Annotated in this window: 18 protein-coding genes; 13 read left to right on the forward strand and 5 right to left on the reverse strand. The window is 32.9% G+C overall.

Annotated features, from left to right (window positions below; all coding sequences use genetic code 11):
* Positions 1–27 precede the first annotated feature (27 nt).
* From ACQY56_RS00225 to ACQY56_RS00245, 5 genes are read left to right on the forward strand one after another with little or no spacing between them, the layout of a single operon-like run.
* A complete protein-coding gene (locus ACQY56_RS00225) occupies positions 28–765 on the forward strand; it encodes an outer membrane lipoprotein-sorting protein (RefSeq protein WP_428737338.1) in 738 nt (245 codons plus the stop codon).
* Positions 765–1985: an ABC transporter permease gene (locus ACQY56_RS00230; RefSeq protein ID WP_428737339.1), complete on the forward strand. Its 1221-nt coding sequence runs from the start codon at positions 765–767 to the stop codon at positions 1983–1985. Before ACQY56_RS00225 ends, ACQY56_RS00230 begins: the two co-directional genes overlap by 1 nt.
* On the forward strand, positions 1978–3189 hold the full coding sequence (locus tag ACQY56_RS00235) for an ABC transporter permease (RefSeq protein WP_428737340.1): 1212 nt from the start codon (positions 1978–1980) through the stop codon (positions 3187–3189). The genes ACQY56_RS00230 and ACQY56_RS00235 overlap by 8 nt, the downstream gene beginning before the upstream one ends.
* Positions 3186–3857, forward strand: coding sequence for an ABC transporter ATP-binding protein (locus ACQY56_RS00240; protein WP_428737341.1), 672 nt, complete (start codon positions 3186–3188; stop codon positions 3855–3857). Before ACQY56_RS00235 ends, ACQY56_RS00240 begins: the two co-directional genes overlap by 4 nt.
* Entirely contained in the window at positions 3847–4935 is a 1089-nt protein-coding gene (locus tag ACQY56_RS00245) for a hypothetical protein (RefSeq protein WP_428737342.1), read from the forward strand. Before ACQY56_RS00240 ends, ACQY56_RS00245 begins: the two co-directional genes overlap by 11 nt.
* Before the next feature lie 22 nt (positions 4936–4957).
* On the opposite strand, the gene ACQY56_RS00250 is transcribed toward ACQY56_RS00245, so the two are convergent.
* Positions 4958–5545 carry a Crp/Fnr family transcriptional regulator gene (locus ACQY56_RS00250; RefSeq protein WP_428737343.1) on the reverse strand — a complete coding sequence of 196 codons (588 nt, stop codon included), beginning with the start codon at positions 5543–5545 and terminating at the stop codon, positions 4958–4960.
* 70 nt (positions 5546–5615) lie between these two features.
* On the opposite strand from ACQY56_RS00250, the gene ACQY56_RS00255 reads away from it, so the two are divergent.
* Positions 5616–6512, forward strand: coding sequence for an alpha/beta fold hydrolase (locus ACQY56_RS00255; RefSeq protein WP_428737344.1), 897 nt, complete (start codon positions 5616–5618; stop codon positions 6510–6512).
* Positions 6513–6520: 8 nt separating this feature from the next.
* Positions 6521–6871, forward strand: a complete 351-nt coding sequence (locus ACQY56_RS00260; RefSeq protein ID WP_428737345.1) for a hypothetical protein — start codon at positions 6521–6523, stop codon at positions 6869–6871.
* A gap of 4 nt (positions 6872–6875) precedes the next feature.
* Here the strand turns inward: ACQY56_RS00260 and ACQY56_RS00265 are convergent, their stop codons facing one another.
* Complete coding sequence (locus ACQY56_RS00265; protein WP_428737346.1) at positions 6876–7289, reverse strand: hypothetical protein; 414 nt, start codon at positions 7287–7289, stop codon at positions 6876–6878.
* 147 nt (positions 7290–7436) lie between these two features.
* Here ACQY56_RS00265 and ACQY56_RS00270 point away from each other — a divergent pair, with 147 nt between their 5' ends.
* From ACQY56_RS00270 to ACQY56_RS00290, 5 genes are all read left to right on the forward strand, one after another.
* Positions 7437–8417 carry a pre-mRNA-splicing factor CWC21 gene (locus ACQY56_RS00270; RefSeq protein WP_428737347.1) on the forward strand — a complete coding sequence of 327 codons (981 nt, stop codon included), beginning with the start codon at positions 7437–7439 and terminating at the stop codon, positions 8415–8417.
* A 167-nt stretch (positions 8418–8584) separates the two neighbouring features.
* Positions 8585–9322 (forward strand): TetR/AcrR family transcriptional regulator, encoded by a 738-nt coding sequence (locus tag ACQY56_RS00275; RefSeq protein WP_428737348.1) that lies wholly within the window; start codon positions 8585–8587, stop codon positions 9320–9322.
* Complete coding sequence (locus tag ACQY56_RS00280; RefSeq protein ID WP_428737349.1) at positions 9315–10637, forward strand: ABC1 kinase family protein; 1323 nt, start codon at positions 9315–9317, stop codon at positions 10635–10637. Before ACQY56_RS00275 ends, ACQY56_RS00280 begins: the two co-directional genes overlap by 8 nt.
* Positions 10630–12027: a DUF4153 domain-containing protein gene (locus tag ACQY56_RS00285; RefSeq protein ID WP_428737350.1), complete on the forward strand. Its 1398-nt coding sequence runs from the start codon at positions 10630–10632 to the stop codon at positions 12025–12027. The genes ACQY56_RS00280 and ACQY56_RS00285 overlap by 8 nt, the downstream gene beginning before the upstream one ends.
* On the forward strand, positions 12014–12370 hold the full coding sequence (locus ACQY56_RS00290) for a hypothetical protein (protein ID WP_428737351.1): 357 nt from the start codon (positions 12014–12016) through the stop codon (positions 12368–12370). The genes ACQY56_RS00285 and ACQY56_RS00290 overlap by 14 nt, the downstream gene beginning before the upstream one ends.
* On the opposite strand, the gene ACQY56_RS00295 is transcribed toward ACQY56_RS00290, so the two are convergent.
* Complete coding sequence (locus tag ACQY56_RS00295) at positions 12367–12984, reverse strand: fumarylacetoacetate hydrolase family protein (protein WP_428737352.1); 618 nt, start codon at positions 12982–12984, stop codon at positions 12367–12369. The two genes, ACQY56_RS00290 and ACQY56_RS00295, sit on opposite strands and share 4 nt — an antisense overlap.
* Positions 12985–13143: 159 nt before the next feature.
* Here ACQY56_RS00295 and ACQY56_RS00300 point away from each other — a divergent pair, with 159 nt between their 5' ends.
* Positions 13144–14913 carry an astroprincin family protein gene (locus tag ACQY56_RS00300; protein WP_428737353.1) on the forward strand — a complete coding sequence of 590 codons (1770 nt, stop codon included), beginning with the start codon at positions 13144–13146 and terminating at the stop codon, positions 14911–14913.
* Between the two features lie 41 nt (positions 14914–14954).
* Here the strand turns inward: ACQY56_RS00300 and ACQY56_RS00305 are convergent, their stop codons facing one another.
* Both ACQY56_RS00305 and mnmG read right to left on the reverse strand, forming a co-directional pair.
* Entirely contained in the window at positions 14955–15698 is a 744-nt protein-coding gene (locus ACQY56_RS00305) for a glycosyltransferase family 2 protein (protein WP_428737354.1), read from the reverse strand.
* On the reverse strand, positions 15699–17588 hold the full coding sequence (gene mnmG / locus ACQY56_RS00310; RefSeq protein WP_428737355.1) for a tRNA uridine-5-carboxymethylaminomethyl(34) synthesis enzyme MnmG: 1890 nt from the start codon (positions 17586–17588) through the stop codon (positions 15699–15701).
* Positions 17589–17684 lie beyond the last annotated feature (96 nt).

A 17684-nucleotide genomic window follows, 5' to 3' on the forward strand; every position in this document is an offset into this window, starting at 1 on the left:
AAAACTTCAAAAAATGATGGAGTATAAATGAAATTTTTCACACCTATCTTACTTTTAATTTCTACACTTACTTTCGCAAATACTGAGCAATCAGCGTATGACATCTTAAAAAAAGTAGATGAGAACATGCGTGGACAAAATGTTTATATGCAGATGAAAATAGCTATAACATCTTCAACACATCAACGTACTATGAAGGTACAAACCTGGGCACAGGGGAATAAAAAAAGTTTTGTAAAAACAATCTACCCACCAAAAGATCAAGGGATTACTTTTTTAAGCTTAGATAATCAGATGTGGCAATATGTTCCAAAAATCGAACGTGTTATAAAAATACCACCCTCTATGATGTTGCAAAACTGGATGGGAAGCGATATCACAAATGACGATATGGTAAAACAAAGCTCTATTGTGGATGATTACGATGCCACAATACTCAAAACACAAAACAACCTTGTCACACTTGAGCTTATCCCCAAAGAGGATGCGGCAGTTGTATGGGGAAAAATAATCTCCGTTATTGATACCTCAAACTACACAAATAAAAAAGATACCTTTTATGATGAAGATGGAATTGAAGTGCGAACTTTTTCTTATGACAAAGTAAAAAAAGTTGGAAAATACTATCTACCAACTTACTGGAAAATATCCCCAAGTGATAAAAAAGGGAGCTTTACAGAGATTTTTATCGAAGATGTAAAATACGATACAGACATCTCTGAACAATACTTTAAAAAATCAGCTTTAAAAAGGTTTTCACGCTGATGTTTTGGTTAGCTCTAAAAAATATTTTCTACTATAAGAGTCGCTCTATTACAACTTTTATACTCACATTTTTTTCTACATTTTTCTTTATCGTTTATGTCTCTATAATGGATGGTTCCCATAACTCTATACTACAAAATGCGCTTAAGGTTTATACAGGAGCTATTGAGATTTATAAAAAAGGTTATAGAGATATTGGAGGAAACGAATATCTACTTCACAATATAGACAAAATAGAAAATGTTTTACAAAATATAGATGGTATAAACTCTTTTAGCTCACGTTATGAAACTTTCGGTTTGCTCTCATTTCAAGAGTACTCAAGTGCTGCAATGGTAGCAGGAATTGAACCCAATAAAGAAGCTTTACAATCCCAGCTCAAGACTGCTTTGATTCAAGGAGAATTTTTAAACTCTGATTCTAAAAATTGTCTTTATATGGGAAATAACTTAGTAAAAAAACTCCACATTCAACTTGGCTCAGAAGTAAGTTTTATAGGCTCAGCAAGTGATAACTCTTTTGCAGCAGATATTTTCAAACTCTGTGGGATTTTTAAAACAGGTTCATATGAGTTTGACTCTTCAAGTGTATTTGTGGCAAAAAACTATTTTGATACCTTAATGCTTTCAGAAAATGTCGCTTCGTACATACATGTCAATGTAAAAAATTTATCGGATGTAGATGCTATACAAAAAAAGATTCAAACAACACTAACTAATGATGAGTTAGAAGTATTAAGCTGGAAGGAGCTTATGGCATCAATGGTACAAGCTATGAAAGTGGACAGTATCTTTGGTTATATCTCCATCGCACTTTTTTTTACAGTTATCTTTTTTGTTATCATGATATTTAGTTTTATCAATGTCAGTTCACGCATACGTGAATTTGGGACACTTCGCTCTATTGGTCTCTCAACTCAAAATGTTCGTAGTTTACTCTTTTACGAAATTTTTCTACTTTCTACTTTAGCTATCGTTTTAGCAGCTCCATTGGGCGCTTATTTAGCATACTATTTTAACGTCCACCCTATCGTCATTGCAGGGATGAGTGAAACATATAAAGAGTATGGAATTGTCTCAGATGAGTTGCCATTTAGTTTTGATATTTTTACAATTACGTGGAATGTCGCTGTAGTATACATTTTAAACTTTTTAAGCATTGTGTATCCACTTCGTTATGTGAATCATTTTAAACCTTTAGAGGCATTAAAACATGTATAAGATTATTTTCAAACTCGCTTTTAAAAATGCTTTCTTACGACTTAGCCGAACTATACTCGTTATCATGATGATAGCAGTGAGCATGAGCATGATGGTAAGTATTGAAGGGCTTTATGATGGTGTGATTCTTTCAATGGCAGACAAAACAAAACGAAGTGATTGTGGAGAGATAAGTCTTTATAGCAAAGATTACCGTACCTCTAAAGCTCTAAGTGATACTATAAAAAATGCCATAACTCTACAAAAAGAACTACAAAAAAACCCAGATATACAAGCAAGTGTTTTACGACTCAAAGCTGATGGGCTTAGCGCGACTGCTAGAAAATCTGCTTTTTCCACAATCATAGGAATCAATCTATTACAAGAAGAACACTTTGGGGAGTTTAGCAAGTTTTTAAAAGAAGGGAAGCTCACTTTAGATAAACGAGGTGTTTTAATAGGAAGTGAACTTGCAAAAACACTTAAAGCAAAACTAGGCTCAAAAATCATCTTTTCAACCCAAGATGCAACAGGTGAGATCAATGACATGCTTTTAAGAGTTCGCGGGATTGTTCAAACAAACAACATCGCTTTAGATGGCACAGCTCTGTTTGTAAATAAAGAAAAACTCCATAACTTTTTGATGATTCCATCTAGTCAAACAACACAAATCGCAATCCGAAGTGATGTTGTAACTCTGCAAAAGCAACTTCAAGAAGATTATCCAACATTAGATGTCAAAAGTTTTTTAGAGCTTTATCCGATGATCCCTCAGATGCAAGATATGATGGTTATTTTTAATACTATGACTTTTTTTATTGTAATGAGTGTTGTATTTATAGGGATTATGGGAGTGATGTATGTGTCTATTTTGGATCGTATACGAGAGTTTGGAATTATGCGAAGCATTGGGATGTCTTATAAGCTTATCCGTTTTCAAATATTTTTAGAAGCTCTGTTTGTAGGAGTTATTGGGTATATCTTAGGTGCAATTTTAGGCTATTTTGCTTTAGTGTATCTCCAAACATATGGACTTGACTTGAGTGAATTTGCAGATGGATTGGCAAGTTTTGGACAAAGTAGTACTGTTTTTGCAACGATAAAATCCAACTATTTTACAAGTACTTTTGCAGCTATAGTTATAGCTTCACTACTGAGTGTACTCCTACCTCTTAGAAAAATTAAACATATGAACACTATCGAAGTAACAAAGGTTGATATATGATAAAACTAGAAAATGTAAACAAATACTTTTATAAAGGGCAAGAGCGTGAACTCCATGCACTTAAAGATATAAACCTAGAGATACAAAAAGGGGAGTTTTCACTCCTAGCAGGTCCATCTGGATGTGGGAAAACCACTCTTTTAAATGCTATAGGGGCACTCGATAGTATCGATAGTGGTAAAATCTATCTTGATGGAGATGAGATAAGTGCTTTAGATGAAGAAGCAAGAACTTCTCTACGTCTCAATAATATCGGTTTTGTATTTCAGGCTTATAACCTCGTACCTGTCTTAAACGTTGCGGAGAATATCGGTTTTATCATGAAATTGCAAGGTTTTAATGAAGAGAAAATTAAAAACCGCGTACAAGAGGTCGCTACTTTATTGGAGATCGATACAAAACTAAACTCTCTTCCTTCTACACTCAGCGGTGGACAACAACAACGTGTAGCAGTTGCTCGTGCAGTCGCTCCAAAACCAAAAATAATTTTAGCCGATGAACCTACTGCAAATTTGGATTCTAAAAACTCTCAAATTTTGATGGATATGATGCGCTCACTGAATGAAAAAGAGCAAATAAGTATACTTTTTGCTTCTCATGATGACTATGTCATGCAACAAGTAAGACGTATTATAAAACTCAGTGATGGGGAGATCATTGCAAGTTAAATTACTCTTTTTTCTAGTTTTAGCATCATTGTTACATGCAGAGTTTATCAACAAAGTTGAAAACAGCAACTTCACCCTCTCGCAAGATGCATTAAACGATAAAACATACCTCTATAACTATGATAGATTACGACTTCGTAGTGATTATATACAAGAGAATTTTTTTGCAACACTCATAGCTGATGGAGTCAATTACTATGGAGATTCATATACGAACTCTTTAGATTTTGCATACATAAAACAACAAAAATCAGATACTCCATTTAAAACACAAACATCTTTTCATACTTATGATAACGGTGCTATTTACGCAAAGCTTTATCGACTGTACACTGGTTATGAAGATGATTTTAATCGTATAGTACTAGGGCTACAAAACATCACAATGGGAGTGGGACATATCTGGACACCTACAAATATTTTTAACCCTGTCAATACCTATGCATTAGAACCAGATGAAACTTTTGGTGTTTTTGCACTCTCATATACCAGACACTTTTCAGATACATCTAAACTCTCGTGTGTTGTCTCGCAAAGAGCAGATGATAGTTATAAATATGCCCTGCAATACAAAGCATATTTTAATTTTGCAGACTTTGGAGTTGATATACTTCACTCAGATGATACCGATATGATCGGTTATGAGATAGAAGCAAATGTAGCCGATACAGGGATTGAAGCACGAAGTGAAGGGGCATATATCAACAATAATTTAGGTGAATTTTTTCAAGGGATTGTTGGTGCTGATTACGCTTTTGTTAATGGTATAACCCTCACTACTGAAGCGCTTTACTCCTCAAAAACTTTCCCTTATTCACAAATACTTTTAAATAGTAACTCCGAGATTACCCCAAATCTTGTAAATTCTTATTTTTATGCTGCTGTTTCACTCACATATAGTTTTAACATCTATCTTGATGGTTCACTTTTATATATAGAAAGTTTTAATAAAAATGTGGGAAGATTTGTAGCTCCAAATCTTACTTACACACTCAATGATTACAACTCTTTCAGTGCGGGTGCTTTACTGGAGAAACACTCGGATACTTATTATTTTAAATGGGTTTTGGCATTTTAATAAGGGGATCAGATGTGATTTACTAACTCAAAAGTTTTTTAATACGACTCAAACTTTGTGGAGTTATATCGAGTAATGAAGCTAGTTGATAATCTGGTAATATCTCTTCAAAGATTGGAAAAGAGGATTTTATTGCTAGATATCTCTCTTTTGCATCAAGTCTTTTTAACATTCTATTGTATTGTGTAAAATAAACAAAATGACTTTCAGCAACCTCTTTTGCAAGTTGCATCCACTTAATGTCACTAGTATATAACTCTTCTATTTTTGAATATTCTGCTATATATACGGTGCAATCATTTAAAGCTTCAAAAAAAATGTCACTCTCTTGTTGGGTGAGTAAGCTTAGTAAATCTCCTAAAAAAGGGCTAAACTTATTGTTTTTATCGTTTATATGAACACTCCAAGTAAACTCTTTGCCCTGTGAATCAATACCATAAGAACGTACCTGTCCATCTGAGAGATAGTAGCTTTTTGTACATACATTACCAGCAAAAAAAATTATTTCACCTTTTTTGAAATATTTAGGTGCATATAAACTACTGATATATTGCCACTCTTCATCACTTAATTCTAAAAAAGATTCAACATATTGTTTAAAAAATTTCATATCAAATCTTATCATATGTGAATGACAAAAATAAAAATAGTATGTAAAATTGTGAAAAGTAGGAGAAAAAATGAAAACTTTTTTGGCAAACTTATTCACAAAAATAGGGTTGAATAAATATCAATTACTTCAAAAGGCAATCAATTACCAAAGAAAAGATGCGGGATTGGCATATAAAATTATTGATTTGTTATTTGGCAAAATAAGTTATTTGCAAAACAGTGTGAAATCCAAAGGAACTATAGTTTTATTGCATGGATTTGGCGGTGACAAAGATAATTGGAATCTATTTGTGAAACAATTTAAAAATAAGTACCATGTCATTGCTATAGATATGCTTGGGCATGGGGATAGTTCAAATGCTCAAGATTACTCTATTGAAAATCAAACGAGAATGTTGGATGCTTTTTTAGCAAAATTAGATATAGATAATATTCATTTAGTTGGAAATTCGATGGGTGGTGCTATTGCTTTGATGTATAGTATTCATGGTTTAAAAAAAGTAGAAACTTTAACACTTATTGATCCTTTAGGTTTAAAGAAAAGTGAGAGTGAGTTGGATATTGAACTCAAAAATAGCAAACAAAATCCTATGCTCAATATTTGTTCTAAAGTATCTTTAGATAAACTATTACACTATGGGATGCAAAAACCTCCATATATTCCAAGTATTTTTATCGATATTATTATCAATGATAAATGTAAAAGGTCCGCAACTGAAAAGTTGATTTTTCAGCAAATTTATGAGAATACGGATTTGACTGAAATTATTCAAAATCTAGATGTAAAAACGTTAATAATTTGGGGTGAAAAAGATAGAGTTTTACATAGGGATAATGCACAACTTTTTCATCACAATATTTCAAAAAGTAAGTTAGTGATTTTAGAGAATGTGGGGCATGTTCCTCAATTGGAAGCTCCTAAAAAGACAGCTACAGTGTTTTTGGAGTTTCTAAAAGAATACTAGGACATAGTATGAGTACAATTGTAATGATCTTTATACTGCCTATTGGCATTATTATTTATTTTTTTGATAAAAAAACATCTCGGCAAAATGAAGAGATGTTTCAAACGTGTATTCAAAAAATTAAAATGAGTAATATACCTATAAATGAAAAACTAAAAAAGATTGAAGATATGTATATTTATAATGATTATAAAATACTTGAAAAATCCGATAATAGTTTAGTCATAGAAAAAAAGCATTTTAATTTAGGAGTTTTGTTTATCTATTTTGGAGTTTTTAGTTATTTTGGGATTATATTTTTCTTGATCTATTATCGTTTTATTTTAAAAGCAAAAAAACAGAAAATTATCATAGAGTAAAATTTTAAAATTGAGAATTTAAAATCTCTTCATCTTCTATTCTATTAAAAGAGTTTTGTTTTGTTTCTTCTAATATCTGTTGCAGTCTACGAAAAACGATGTCAGCTGATTTGTTAATATCATATGTATCCATTGCTGCACATGAGGTTGTATCTTGAAAATAATTGTCAAGTTTAAAGAGTAAATTTTGTGCCGCTTTAAATACATTACTTTGTTCTGTAAAAGTAAAATTTACAAAAACATGGTTTTGATCTACTTGTACAAAGTTATCCGTTAGTCTCATAAAAGACCCTAACGTTTCATTACTAATCTCTTTCTCGTGATATATATAAACAAAACTAGCAAATGTTTTATATCTTTTTGTACTATAGTAAGCTTTATTGATTAAAACATTTACCCTATGGCGTAAAATATCCATCTACTCTCCTACAACATCAAGCAATCTCAAAATTTATAACTCATCTTAGCCAAAAATTACCTTGTATAACCTAAACTAACTCCAATTTTGAAAATTGCTCTTTTTCTAGGAACTTTTTTTGCTTTTTTTCATAACAAGGAGTTTAGCATGGAAACCTCATCATCCTATCTTAGTTACATTCATGATATGCAAAACTATCAAATCTCTCAAGGGAGAAAAGAGTATCAACAACCATATGCTAGTTCTTTTGAAGATATCTATCAAAAAGCTTCACAAGAAAATGTAAAACTCTCAAATGCAAAAACATTTTTAGAAAATCTATCTCAAAGTGAACTCACAACACTTCAAAAATACTCTGGTCTTGCAGAAGCTATTGATGTTGGTGCTTTAAGTGCTGAGGGTGCATACAACCTTTTAATGCATGATAATGAACAGTACGATTTTAATAATGATGGTGTGGCAGAAGTAGGAATAGCTAAAAAGATGCTACCTATTCCAACAAATATGTCCTCAGATGTTCGATCAGCTTATATCACAGCATTAAACTCACTTGATGATAAAGATAAACTTATGGCTGTGACACTTACTTTTGATTCAGCAAGACTTATCTCCCAGATTAACAACACACCTTATACACCTACAACAATTGACTATACTTTTTTGCAACAACGTGTACAAGAGCGTCTCCACCCTACACAAGGCGCTTATACTTCTGAAGAAATTAAACAAAGTACACAAGCTTTTTGGGATGCGTTTAACAATGCTTACACAGGTGATAAAACAACAAGTAGCGAAGATGAAACAGATAGTGCAGTGGCACAGTTTTTAAAAGATTTACGTGAAAAAGGGGCTTTAAAATTTTTACTCGATCTTAACCAAGAGAAGATCGATAAACTTGTTGAAGAGTATAGAGAAAAACTACTCGACGAGCTTGGTGACTCTCCAGAAATGATGACTAGAATAGATAAACTGGTAGATAATTTTAGAAAAAAACTGCTTGAAGACTTACAAAATGCTTTAGATAACGACAAACACACTACACCCATCAATAGTAACGTTTTAGCACTAATGACATTTGAACATTATACAAATCAAAACTCCCACTTAGAAGAGTTGCTTCAAAGTTAAAGCTCTTTAGCACCAAAATTCAACTAACAATATCTCAAAACATATTAATTATCTACTTTACTTTTATAAAAACACACAACTAAAATGTAATTTTACTTTATATACTATATAAAACTTGACAAATAAATAATAATTAATATATACTTTATTAAATAAAAGGAGTAAATATGAAAATTTCTCAAGAAAACAAAGAGCTAACACGTCGCAAAATCTTAGAGTGTGCAGTAGAGCTTATTATCACAAAAGGGTTCAAAGATGCCTCTATGCGTGAGATTGCAAAAAATGCTGGAGTAAGTAATCCAACTATATATAATTACTTTCCAACAAAAGAGCAATTGCTTTATGCTTATATAGAGCTCAAACACGAACAAGCACGTGAGATATTAGTTAAAATAGAAGATTTTCATACCTACACCTTACGCGAACAACTCCAAACACTTATAGAAACAGAACTTGAACTCTATCTTGAAGACAGAGAGTTTATTATCCAAATCTCGGAGATGGTTTTTCACTCCTCATCTATTAAACTTGATTCTTTATACAATACCAATCGTATATTTGTTGAAACAGTTAACGAGATGTTTTCACTAGCTATTGAGTCAGGCGAGATTGAAAAACCCCCTTTTGAAACACTGCTTCCAAAACTTTTTTGGGATTATTTTGTAGTTGTAGTAGCTTACTGGGTCAACGATGAGAGTGAATCTTTTGAAGACACTACACAATTTATTGACCACTCTATGGGGCTTATAGAGTCAATTTTAAATTCTAGTTTACTCAACAAAGCAGCAGATTTAGGGTTGTTTTTATTTAAAAAACATCTGCTCTCATCCATAACAAAATTTGCAATGCCAAAAACAAAACTAAAAACTGCAAAACAAAAACTTGGGGAAGTTTTTCATGGATAATACAATTCCACAGGGGAAATTGTCTCGCTCCAAAGTGCTTGGGAAAACCCTTTTAAAAATCGGTGCTACACACTCTAAAGCAAAAGTAAAAAAGCTTTTTTCTCATACACATGAAGTTATAACACAACAAACCCATGAAGAGAGTGCAAAACTCATTGTAGAAGCACTTGGAGAACTTAAAGGTGTTTCTGTCAAAATAGCACAGCAAGTGATTTTATCGCTTCCATTTTTACCACAACACTATTTAGAGGAGATAGGAAAATCTTTTAATGCAATCCCTCCAATCAATCGTGCTTTAATTCGCAAAATCATCAAACAAGAACTCGCATCATACCCTGAAGAGTTATTTGAAAAATTTGAATCAACTCCATTTGGAAGTGCAAGTTTAGGACAAGTGCATAAAGCAGAGCATAAGGGCAAAACATTGGCGATTAAAGTGCAATACCCAGGAATTGCCACAACAATTAAAAGTGATATGGAGATAGTAAAGTTTTTCCTTACACGATTTGCAAAAGGCAAAAGTGTAGATCATCTCATTCAAGAGATTAATGAGCGTTTATATGAAGAGGTAGATTATTTTAGTGAAGCAAAAAATCTTTTGTTTTTCAAAAAAAATCTCAATCATCCTTTTGTAGTTATCCCTGAAATCTATACTGAAATTTCAACGCAAAAAGTACTCACTTGTTCTTATCTTGATGGAAAATCATTTCATCAATATCTTCTCTCATCGTCATCTCAAGAAGAAAAAAACCATTATGCACAACTTCTTTTTGATACTTTTTTTACCTCACTCTACACACTCAAAACCATTCACGCTGATCCAAATCCAGGGAATTTTTTGTTTATGGACAATCGTAAACTTGGAATGATAGATTTTGGTTGTATAAAAACTGTTGATGAAACATTTTTATATCACTACAATCGTCTACATCTTTTACTGCTTGGTAGCGATAATGAAGATGAAATCATTGGGCAGTACAAATATCTTGGAATGATAGAGGAGGAAAATTTAGAGGATATGCGCAGATTTTATCGTGAAGTGATTCAGCCTTTAGATTCTCTATATATTGAGGTTCTCTCACACGATAGTTATGATTTTGGTAATGAGTACAACTTTTCTAAACGGGGCTTTGAGACAATTTTAGAGGTGCAGCGTAAACAAATCCACTCTGTCCATAAGTTCAATCAAGAGTATCTTTTTATAGATCGTACACTTCTTGGTTACTACACTATGTTTGAACAATTAGGTGCTTGTATAGAGACTAAAAATGCCAAAACATTAATGAAAAAATTTCAGGAGCAACACCATGACTAATACAACAAATCAAAAACAATTTAGCAACATCTCTTTGAGTATAACACTCCTTTTTACCAGTATATTTCTTGCGATATTTAAAGTTTTTTTTATAGAAGATGATTTTGTAGGACTTAGCAATATTCTCTTTTTTTTTATCGCACTTACACCTCTTGGATATTTAATACTCTCTAAAAAAATCAAGAACCGCTTTACATTATGGATTTTACCGTTTTTATTTGTTTGGATGGTTGATGTATTTATCTACAATAACACTTTAACACAGCTGTTTTTACCTGCAATTATTGTTATAACTATCCTTATTTTACATCTTACAAGTATGCATAAAGTTGACTATCTTTACCAATCACTTTTACCAAGATTATCTGTTGCACCTTCAATGCTAAAATATTTTAAACTCTTTTTTTCTCATCTGTTTTCCTTTAATCCAAACTATTCAATTGTAAAAAGAGTGCTTAAAGGTTTACTTGTGAGTCTCCCTTTTATTACTATATTTTTAGCACTTTTTATGGGAGCTGATAAACGTTTTGAAAATCAAATAGAAAATATAGCTGGTTATCTTGCTTTTCCAGATATTGATCAAATGATTGCAATGCCACTTTATTTTTTTCTCTATTTAGGGTTGTATATTTATAGTTATTTCAACCAATCAGATCGTATTCTAGTTGATGCATCTCAACCTTACGATAAAGTAGTTGTAGGGATATTTTTAGGTGCTTTAAATATACTCTTTGGTGCATTTTTAACATTTCAAATAGGGTATCTTTTTGGCGGGGTTGATTATATAAACTCTATGAATATCTCTCCAGCTTATTACGCTCGGGAGGGATTTTTTCAACTTGCAACAGTTATAAGTTTAGTTGTTATCATCTTTTTATGGATGATGCGTCGTTTAAAAGGGGAGTTGTTTTTACAACTCTTTATGTCTGCATTTATGATTCAAACTATCATTATGGGGATAGCATCACTTAAAAAAATGCAACTCTATCAAATGCTTTTAGGGATGACAACGCTTCGTTATTATGTAGAATGGTTTGAGTATTTTTTAATTGCGGTACTTGTACTTGGGATAGTGTTGATGCTTATGCGTCAATCGTTTCATTTTATACTTAACACTACAACAATTATGGGCTTGATTGCATTTAGTATTGTTGCTTCAATAAATGTTGACTTTATGATCGCTTCACATAATTTAGAACAATTTAAAGATAAACTAAATCAATTAGATAAAAATTTACTTGCAGAGCTTTCAATGGACGCACATCCAGCACTACAAAATACAGATATACATCTTCCTTTTAGCACTTATGGATGCAATACAATTATGCACTACCACTATGGAAGATGTAAATTTATTCAAAAACAGGAGCAAACAAATGGAAATTTTTGACTTTTATAAAACAGTTGGAATAGATATGAATGAAAATAATGGGAGTAAATTTTATGCTCTTAAACCATCAAATGCATTAGAGGTGATTGACATTTTAAAAGATGAAGAGGTTCTCATACACAGTGTAGATGCACTTTTTTGCGACAATCAAGGGCATTATGATTATAAAAATGAAAACGGTGAACGAATTTGCTGGGATATGGATAGTGAGAATATTCCTGATTCTGATCGTTATAACCTTTTAAAGACAAGAATACAAAGTGTAAATGATATAAATATTCTCTATTTATTTTCAGATGAGAAATCATTTAAGGCGTGGAAAAAGAACCATAGTTTAGTTTAAGTTTTCTCTTTCACCCGCCAAAAAGACTCTATTATGACTTCATCTTTGTGGTAAATAACACCTCTAAAAACATCCCCTATTTTGTAATTACCTACACCTTTAGGGGTGCCACTCATAATAATATCACCATCTTCTAAACTCATAAAACTCTCAATCTCTTTTAGCATAACATCTGGTTTGTACATCATCAAATCATACGAAGCTTCTTGCTGTAAAGTATCATTTATATAAAGTTCAAATCGCAAATATTGAAACTCTTTTCTTAAACTAACAAAATTACCAAGCACAGCAGAACCATCAAAAGCTTTTGCACGCTCCCACGGCAAACCTTTTTCTTTGAGTTTATTTTGAATATCTGCTTTCGTTAAATCAAGCCCAAAACCAACACCAATGATCTGCTTATTTTCTATCAAGAAACAGATTTCTCCTTCAAATCTTGTATCTTCACTAAAATAATACAACTCTTTAGAAAGTGCTGAATTTGGCTTATTAAACACTACCATACTCTGGGGAATTTCATTTCCAAGTTCATAAATATGTTCAACATAATTACGACCAATACATACAATTTTGCTAGGAACTACACGGCTCTCTTCAAATTTTATAGTTTTCATTTCAACATTATAAACTAGTTTTTTTATATTTTTCCACACTATAACTTATGTTTAATATTATAAATTGTAAAATGTTGTTTTTAGTATATTATATGTTATATATAATTAATATATAATATTTTAATGCACTGAATATAACTCAAAATGAAAGGTTAAACTATGGGAATTAAGTCTATTACCAAAGGTATGATTCATATCTTACTATCTGCATTTGTCATGTTGATGATAACAGGTTGTAATAGTGACACAGTCACAGTAGTTGTTAAGGGACATGATGGAGCTCTATTAAAAGGGGCAAGTGTAACTATTGGTGAAGAATCAGGTGTTACGGATGAGATGGGTGTTGCTGTTTTAGAAATCGCTTCTAAACAAGAAGAAAAAGGTAAACATAAACATGATCAACACAAAAAACATAAAAAAGGTAAACATAAATGCCAAGAAGACACTCAAACACAAGATGAAATTGTTGTTCGTGTTACTGAAGATGGGTTTGTAAACCAATCTATAGTAACTGAATTGTCTGGAGACACAACTGTTTTAATAGTTATGCAACCAGTAAAAGAAACATTATATATTTCAAATATTGAAAATGAACAAGTGATTCAAGGCTCTTACTTAGGTGCACAAATAACTCTACCAGCAAATGCATTAGTAAAACCTGATGGTACTGCGGCAGAAGGGAATGTAACATTAGAATTAACACCATGGGACATTCAAAACTCAGAGTTAAATGCAATGCTTGGAAATGGTCAAGCTTTAGATGCTGATGGTAACTTAGTTGAACTTATTAGTGCAGGTATGATGAGTGTAAGTTTTTATGATGAAGATGGAAATTACTTACAACTTGACACTAACAAAACAGCCGATATTCAAATGGATTTACCACTTACAAGTATCAACAATCAAGCTTTAACAATTGGCTCAACTATTCCTCTTTGGCACTTTGATGAAACACAAGGTCTATGGATCGAAGATGGCGAAGGTGTTGTAATAGCTGCGGATACTCTATCAGGTTTAGCCCTAAGTGCAACTGTTTCACATTTCTCAACTTGGAACTGGGACTTTAAATTTGAAAATGCTGGTTCAGTAGATATCTCTTGTGAACTTGCAGATGGTACAGCTACAGAGTGTGCTGTAGTAGCAAATGTTACTTTAGATGATGGCTCACATCTTACAAAATCTAAAACTATTCCAGCAGGTGGTTTAACTGTTATCAATATGCCATCTAGTGGTTCAATTGTATGGAATGCAAGTACAATAACTGGTCTTATTGGTACACAAACTTCTGGAACTACAGGTAATGTTGTTATCGTATTAAGTGAACCTACAACACAAAACTTTGTTCAGTGTGATGTTAATGGTACAGCTGTAGCATGTGATGTAACACTTTCAAATCCATCTGATGATGATCTTACTTTCTCTATACCAGCGAGTGGTTCAACTATTGCAACTGCTATTGAAGGTGTAAGTACATTGTCTTGGAGTGGACAATCTAAAACTTTACGTGAAGACGACAAGTTTGTATACTATACAGGAAGTGCAGATTCTAACCTTTCTGAAGATGTGGCTATTCATTTAACTACAAGAGTTGAAGTTGGTACAGCAGCTCATTCTGTTATACTCAAATGTACTAATCCCAACTCTTATCCTATTGATAAATGTAACATTAGTGTAAGTATATGGAGTAAAGAAGAATATACTTTATATGAAAATATTTCAATAGGAAGTTCTGTTGTATATACAATCCCTACCGATATTGAGATGGATGATTATTTGTATTTCCAAGCATATGGCCAAGACGGAAATAATACAGACAATTACGAATATTATGGTGGTAATAGTTATTATGACAGTCAAAATTTTCAATATGCTGATTTAGTTAATAATCAACTCATTGAGTTAGAATTGGATAATTATAACTACTATTAAAAACTTTTCTCATTCACCTCTTTTGAGGTGTATGAGTTAATTTATTCATCTCTTTTCTGCTTTTGTAACATATGAGCTTTTAAAAACTTTCTACTATCACTACCAAAACGTACATGAAGCATAACAAGTTGCAAATACTCTATACTTTTTTCTGGATCAATGTTTTCTAAGTAACAAAATCGTGCCACCGTTTGAACTTGTCTAAGTCGATGTTGAAAATCTGTTTTTGAGGTTTGAATTGAGTTTTCTCGTTTATTGTATATATAGTTTACTTTTTCATGTACACTATAATTATGATTGTTATATAATAAACGTAGTATTAAAAGTACATCACTAAATACATTTGCATCTTCAGCTGTTTTATATTGAAGCATAAGTTCTCTTTTTAAAACCATAGCATTAAAAATAGCTCTTGGTGCTAAAATAAACTCTTCAATACTAAATGTATTTGACACCTTAACCCTATCTGCATTTCCAAAATGTATGTCATAAGGCATTTTCTGTGGTAGTTCTAAAAGAACATCATCAGAATCAACTCTACATATATATTCACCTTTAGCATTTTCAACCCCTACATTAAAGGGATGTCCATCATGCCCTGACTGATAAGCTGTTTTTATATATTTACATCCTGATTGTTTTGCAAAAGTAATTATCTCAACATCTGTTGAACAATCATCAACCAAAATAATCTCAAATGGACTTAACTTTTTAACACTATCTACACATTCTTTAAAAAACTTCATAGGGGTATTATAAAAAGGGATGACAACGGATATTTTCATTTAATCTCTCTTATGGGATGATTTTTTATTTTCTATCTTTATATAAATATGCAGTATCTCTATAGCTGCCGGCGTAATTCCTGAAATGTTCATTGCAGCTTGTAAAGTAGGTGGATTAAACGTTGCAAGTTTTTCTTGAATCTCTTTACTTAAACCACTTACTTTTGTGAAGTCGAAGTTATCTGGGATCTCAACTTTGAGATACTTTTTCATCTTTTCGATCTCTTCACTTTGCTTCTCGATGTAGCGGGCATATTTTCCCTCTACTAAAATCTCTTCTTTGATGTACTCATCATATTTTCCGATCTCTGGAACGATTTTTACCATCTTTTCAATGTCAAAAGTTTTACGCGCTACGAGTTGTTGTGCGCTCGATACATCTTTGATAGGTTCTTCACCCATCGCTTCTAAAATAGTATTGAACTCTTTGTTTGGGGTAAAACGAGTCTCTTCTAAAAGTCTATAACCTTCTTTAATCTCTTTGTCTTTTTGCTCTACTTTTGCATAAGTTTCATCATCTAAAAGTCCAAGCTCATGCCCATAGTGACTCAGACGTGTATCTGCACTCTCTTCACGTAAAAGAAGTCTGTACTCTGCACGAGATGTAAACATTCTGTATGGTTCTTTTGTCCCTTTTGTAACTAAGTCATCGATGAGTACTCCAATATACGCTTCATCACGACGAAGGATGAGTGGTTCTTTTTCTTGGATCGCAAGAGCTGCATTGATCCCAGCCATTAGCCCTTGTGCAGCTGCTTCTTCATACCCAGTAGTACCATTGATCTGCCCAGCTAGGTAAAGCCCTTTTACTTTTTTCGTCTCCAATGAATGGCGTAACTCTCTTGGATCAACGAAGTCATACTCTATAGCATAACCGTAACGTACAATTCTTGCATTTTCCATCCCTTTAACAGAGTGGATCATATCACGCTGAACATCAGGTGGAAGTGAAGTAGACATACCATTTACATACACCTCTGTGTTATCCATAGTTTGTGGCTCTAAAAAGAGGTGGTGTCTATCTTTGTCACGGAAACGGTTGATCTTATCTTCGATCGATGGACAATAACGTGGACCAACACCTTCGATCTGTCCTGTAAAAAGTGGTGCTCTATAAAAGTTTGACTCAATAATCTGATGCGTTGTTTCATTTGTATAGGCAATGAAACAAGGAAGCTGCTTTTTTGTACGTCTAAACTCTTCTCGATTGGTTCTAAAACTAAATGGATTTGGCAAAGTATCTCCATCTTGCTCTTCCATAACCGAAAAGTCTATACTAGAGCTATCAATTCTTGCACATGTTCCAGTTTTTAAACGATCCATTATAAGCCCAGCATCTTTGAGTGCGCTACTTAGTCCTACAGAAGCGTTTTCACCAAAACGACCACCTACAAGTTTTGACTCACCTATGTGGATAATACCATTTAAAAACGTTCCTGAAGTGATAATCACTTTTTTGGCACGGTACTCATTTAAAAGCTGAGTAATAACACCTTTAATTTCACCCTCTTCAATGATTAAAGATTCCGCAGTCTCTTGCACAAGCTCTAAATTTGGTTCATGCAAAACTTTGTTTCTAGCAATCACACGGTATCTGTCCATATCGATCTGTGCACGACTCCCACGAACCGCTGGACCTTTTGTCTGGTTTAAAATACGAAACTGTATACCAGCTTCATCAGTGATAAGCCCCATCTCACCACCAAGCGCATCGATCTCACGTACTAAATGCCCCTTAGCTAACCCACCAATAGCAGGGTTACATGAAGTTGCCCCCACATTTTCAGCCAACATCGAGATCATCAAAGTTTTATTTCCCATACGAGCAGCAGCAAATGCAGCTTCTATCCCCGCATGACCACCACCAACCACAATTACGTCATATTCCATTAGCCTATCTCCGTGCGTCATCATCTAGCTCAATTTAGAAACAATGCTGAAGTAAGGATTTTGATTTTTAGCTTGGAGATGATGTGCCAAAGGCAA

The sequence above is a fragment of the Sulfurimonas sp. genome, assembly GCF_050296975.1.
Lineage (GTDB): Bacteria > Campylobacterota > Campylobacteria > Campylobacterales > Sulfurimonadaceae > Sulfurimonas.

Excerpts from the sequence above, each read along its gene's own strand:
- ACQY56_RS00225 (WP_428737338.1), top strand. The coding sequence starts at position 28 with ATGAAATTTTTCACACCTATCTTACTTTTAATTTCTACACTTACTTTC.
- ACQY56_RS00230 (WP_428737339.1), top strand. The coding sequence starts at position 765 with ATGTTTTGGTTAGCTCTAAAAAATATTTTCTACTATAAGAGTCGCTCT.
- ACQY56_RS00235 (WP_428737340.1), top strand. The coding sequence starts at position 1,978 with ATGTATAAGATTATTTTCAAACTCGCTTTTAAAAATGCTTTCTTACGA.
- ACQY56_RS00240 (WP_428737341.1), top strand. The coding sequence starts at position 3,186 with ATGATAAAACTAGAAAATGTAAACAAATACTTTTATAAAGGGCAAGAG.
- ACQY56_RS00250 (WP_428737343.1), bottom strand. The coding sequence starts at position 5,545 with ATGAAATTTTTTAAACAATATGTTGAATCTTTTTTAGAATTAAGTGAT.
- ACQY56_RS00255 (WP_428737344.1), top strand. The coding sequence starts at position 5,616 with ATGAAAACTTTTTTGGCAAACTTATTCACAAAAATAGGGTTGAATAAA.
- ACQY56_RS00260 (WP_428737345.1), top strand. The coding sequence starts at position 6,521 with ATGAGTACAATTGTAATGATCTTTATACTGCCTATTGGCATTATTATT.
- ACQY56_RS00265 (WP_428737346.1), bottom strand. The coding sequence starts at position 7,289 with ATGGATATTTTACGCCATAGGGTAAATGTTTTAATCAATAAAGCTTAC.
- ACQY56_RS00270 (WP_428737347.1), top strand. The coding sequence starts at position 7,437 with ATGGAAACCTCATCATCCTATCTTAGTTACATTCATGATATGCAAAAC.
- ACQY56_RS00275 (WP_428737348.1), top strand. The coding sequence starts at position 8,585 with ATGAAAATTTCTCAAGAAAACAAAGAGCTAACACGTCGCAAAATCTTA.
- ACQY56_RS00280 (WP_428737349.1), top strand. The coding sequence starts at position 9,315 with ATGGATAATACAATTCCACAGGGGAAATTGTCTCGCTCCAAAGTGCTT.
- ACQY56_RS00285 (WP_428737350.1), top strand. The coding sequence starts at position 10,630 with ATGACTAATACAACAAATCAAAAACAATTTAGCAACATCTCTTTGAGT.
- ACQY56_RS00290 (WP_428737351.1), top strand. The coding sequence starts at position 12,014 with ATGGAAATTTTTGACTTTTATAAAACAGTTGGAATAGATATGAATGAA.
- ACQY56_RS00295 (WP_428737352.1), bottom strand. The coding sequence starts at position 12,984 with ATGAAAACTATAAAATTTGAAGAGAGCCGTGTAGTTCCTAGCAAAATT.
- ACQY56_RS00300 (WP_428737353.1), top strand. The coding sequence starts at position 13,144 with ATGGGAATTAAGTCTATTACCAAAGGTATGATTCATATCTTACTATCT.
- ACQY56_RS00305 (WP_428737354.1), bottom strand. The coding sequence starts at position 15,698 with ATGAAAATATCCGTTGTCATCCCTTTTTATAATACCCCTATGAAGTTT.
- mnmG (WP_428737355.1), bottom strand. The coding sequence starts at position 17,588 with ATGGAATATGACGTAATTGTGGTTGGTGGTGGTCATGCGGGGATAGAA.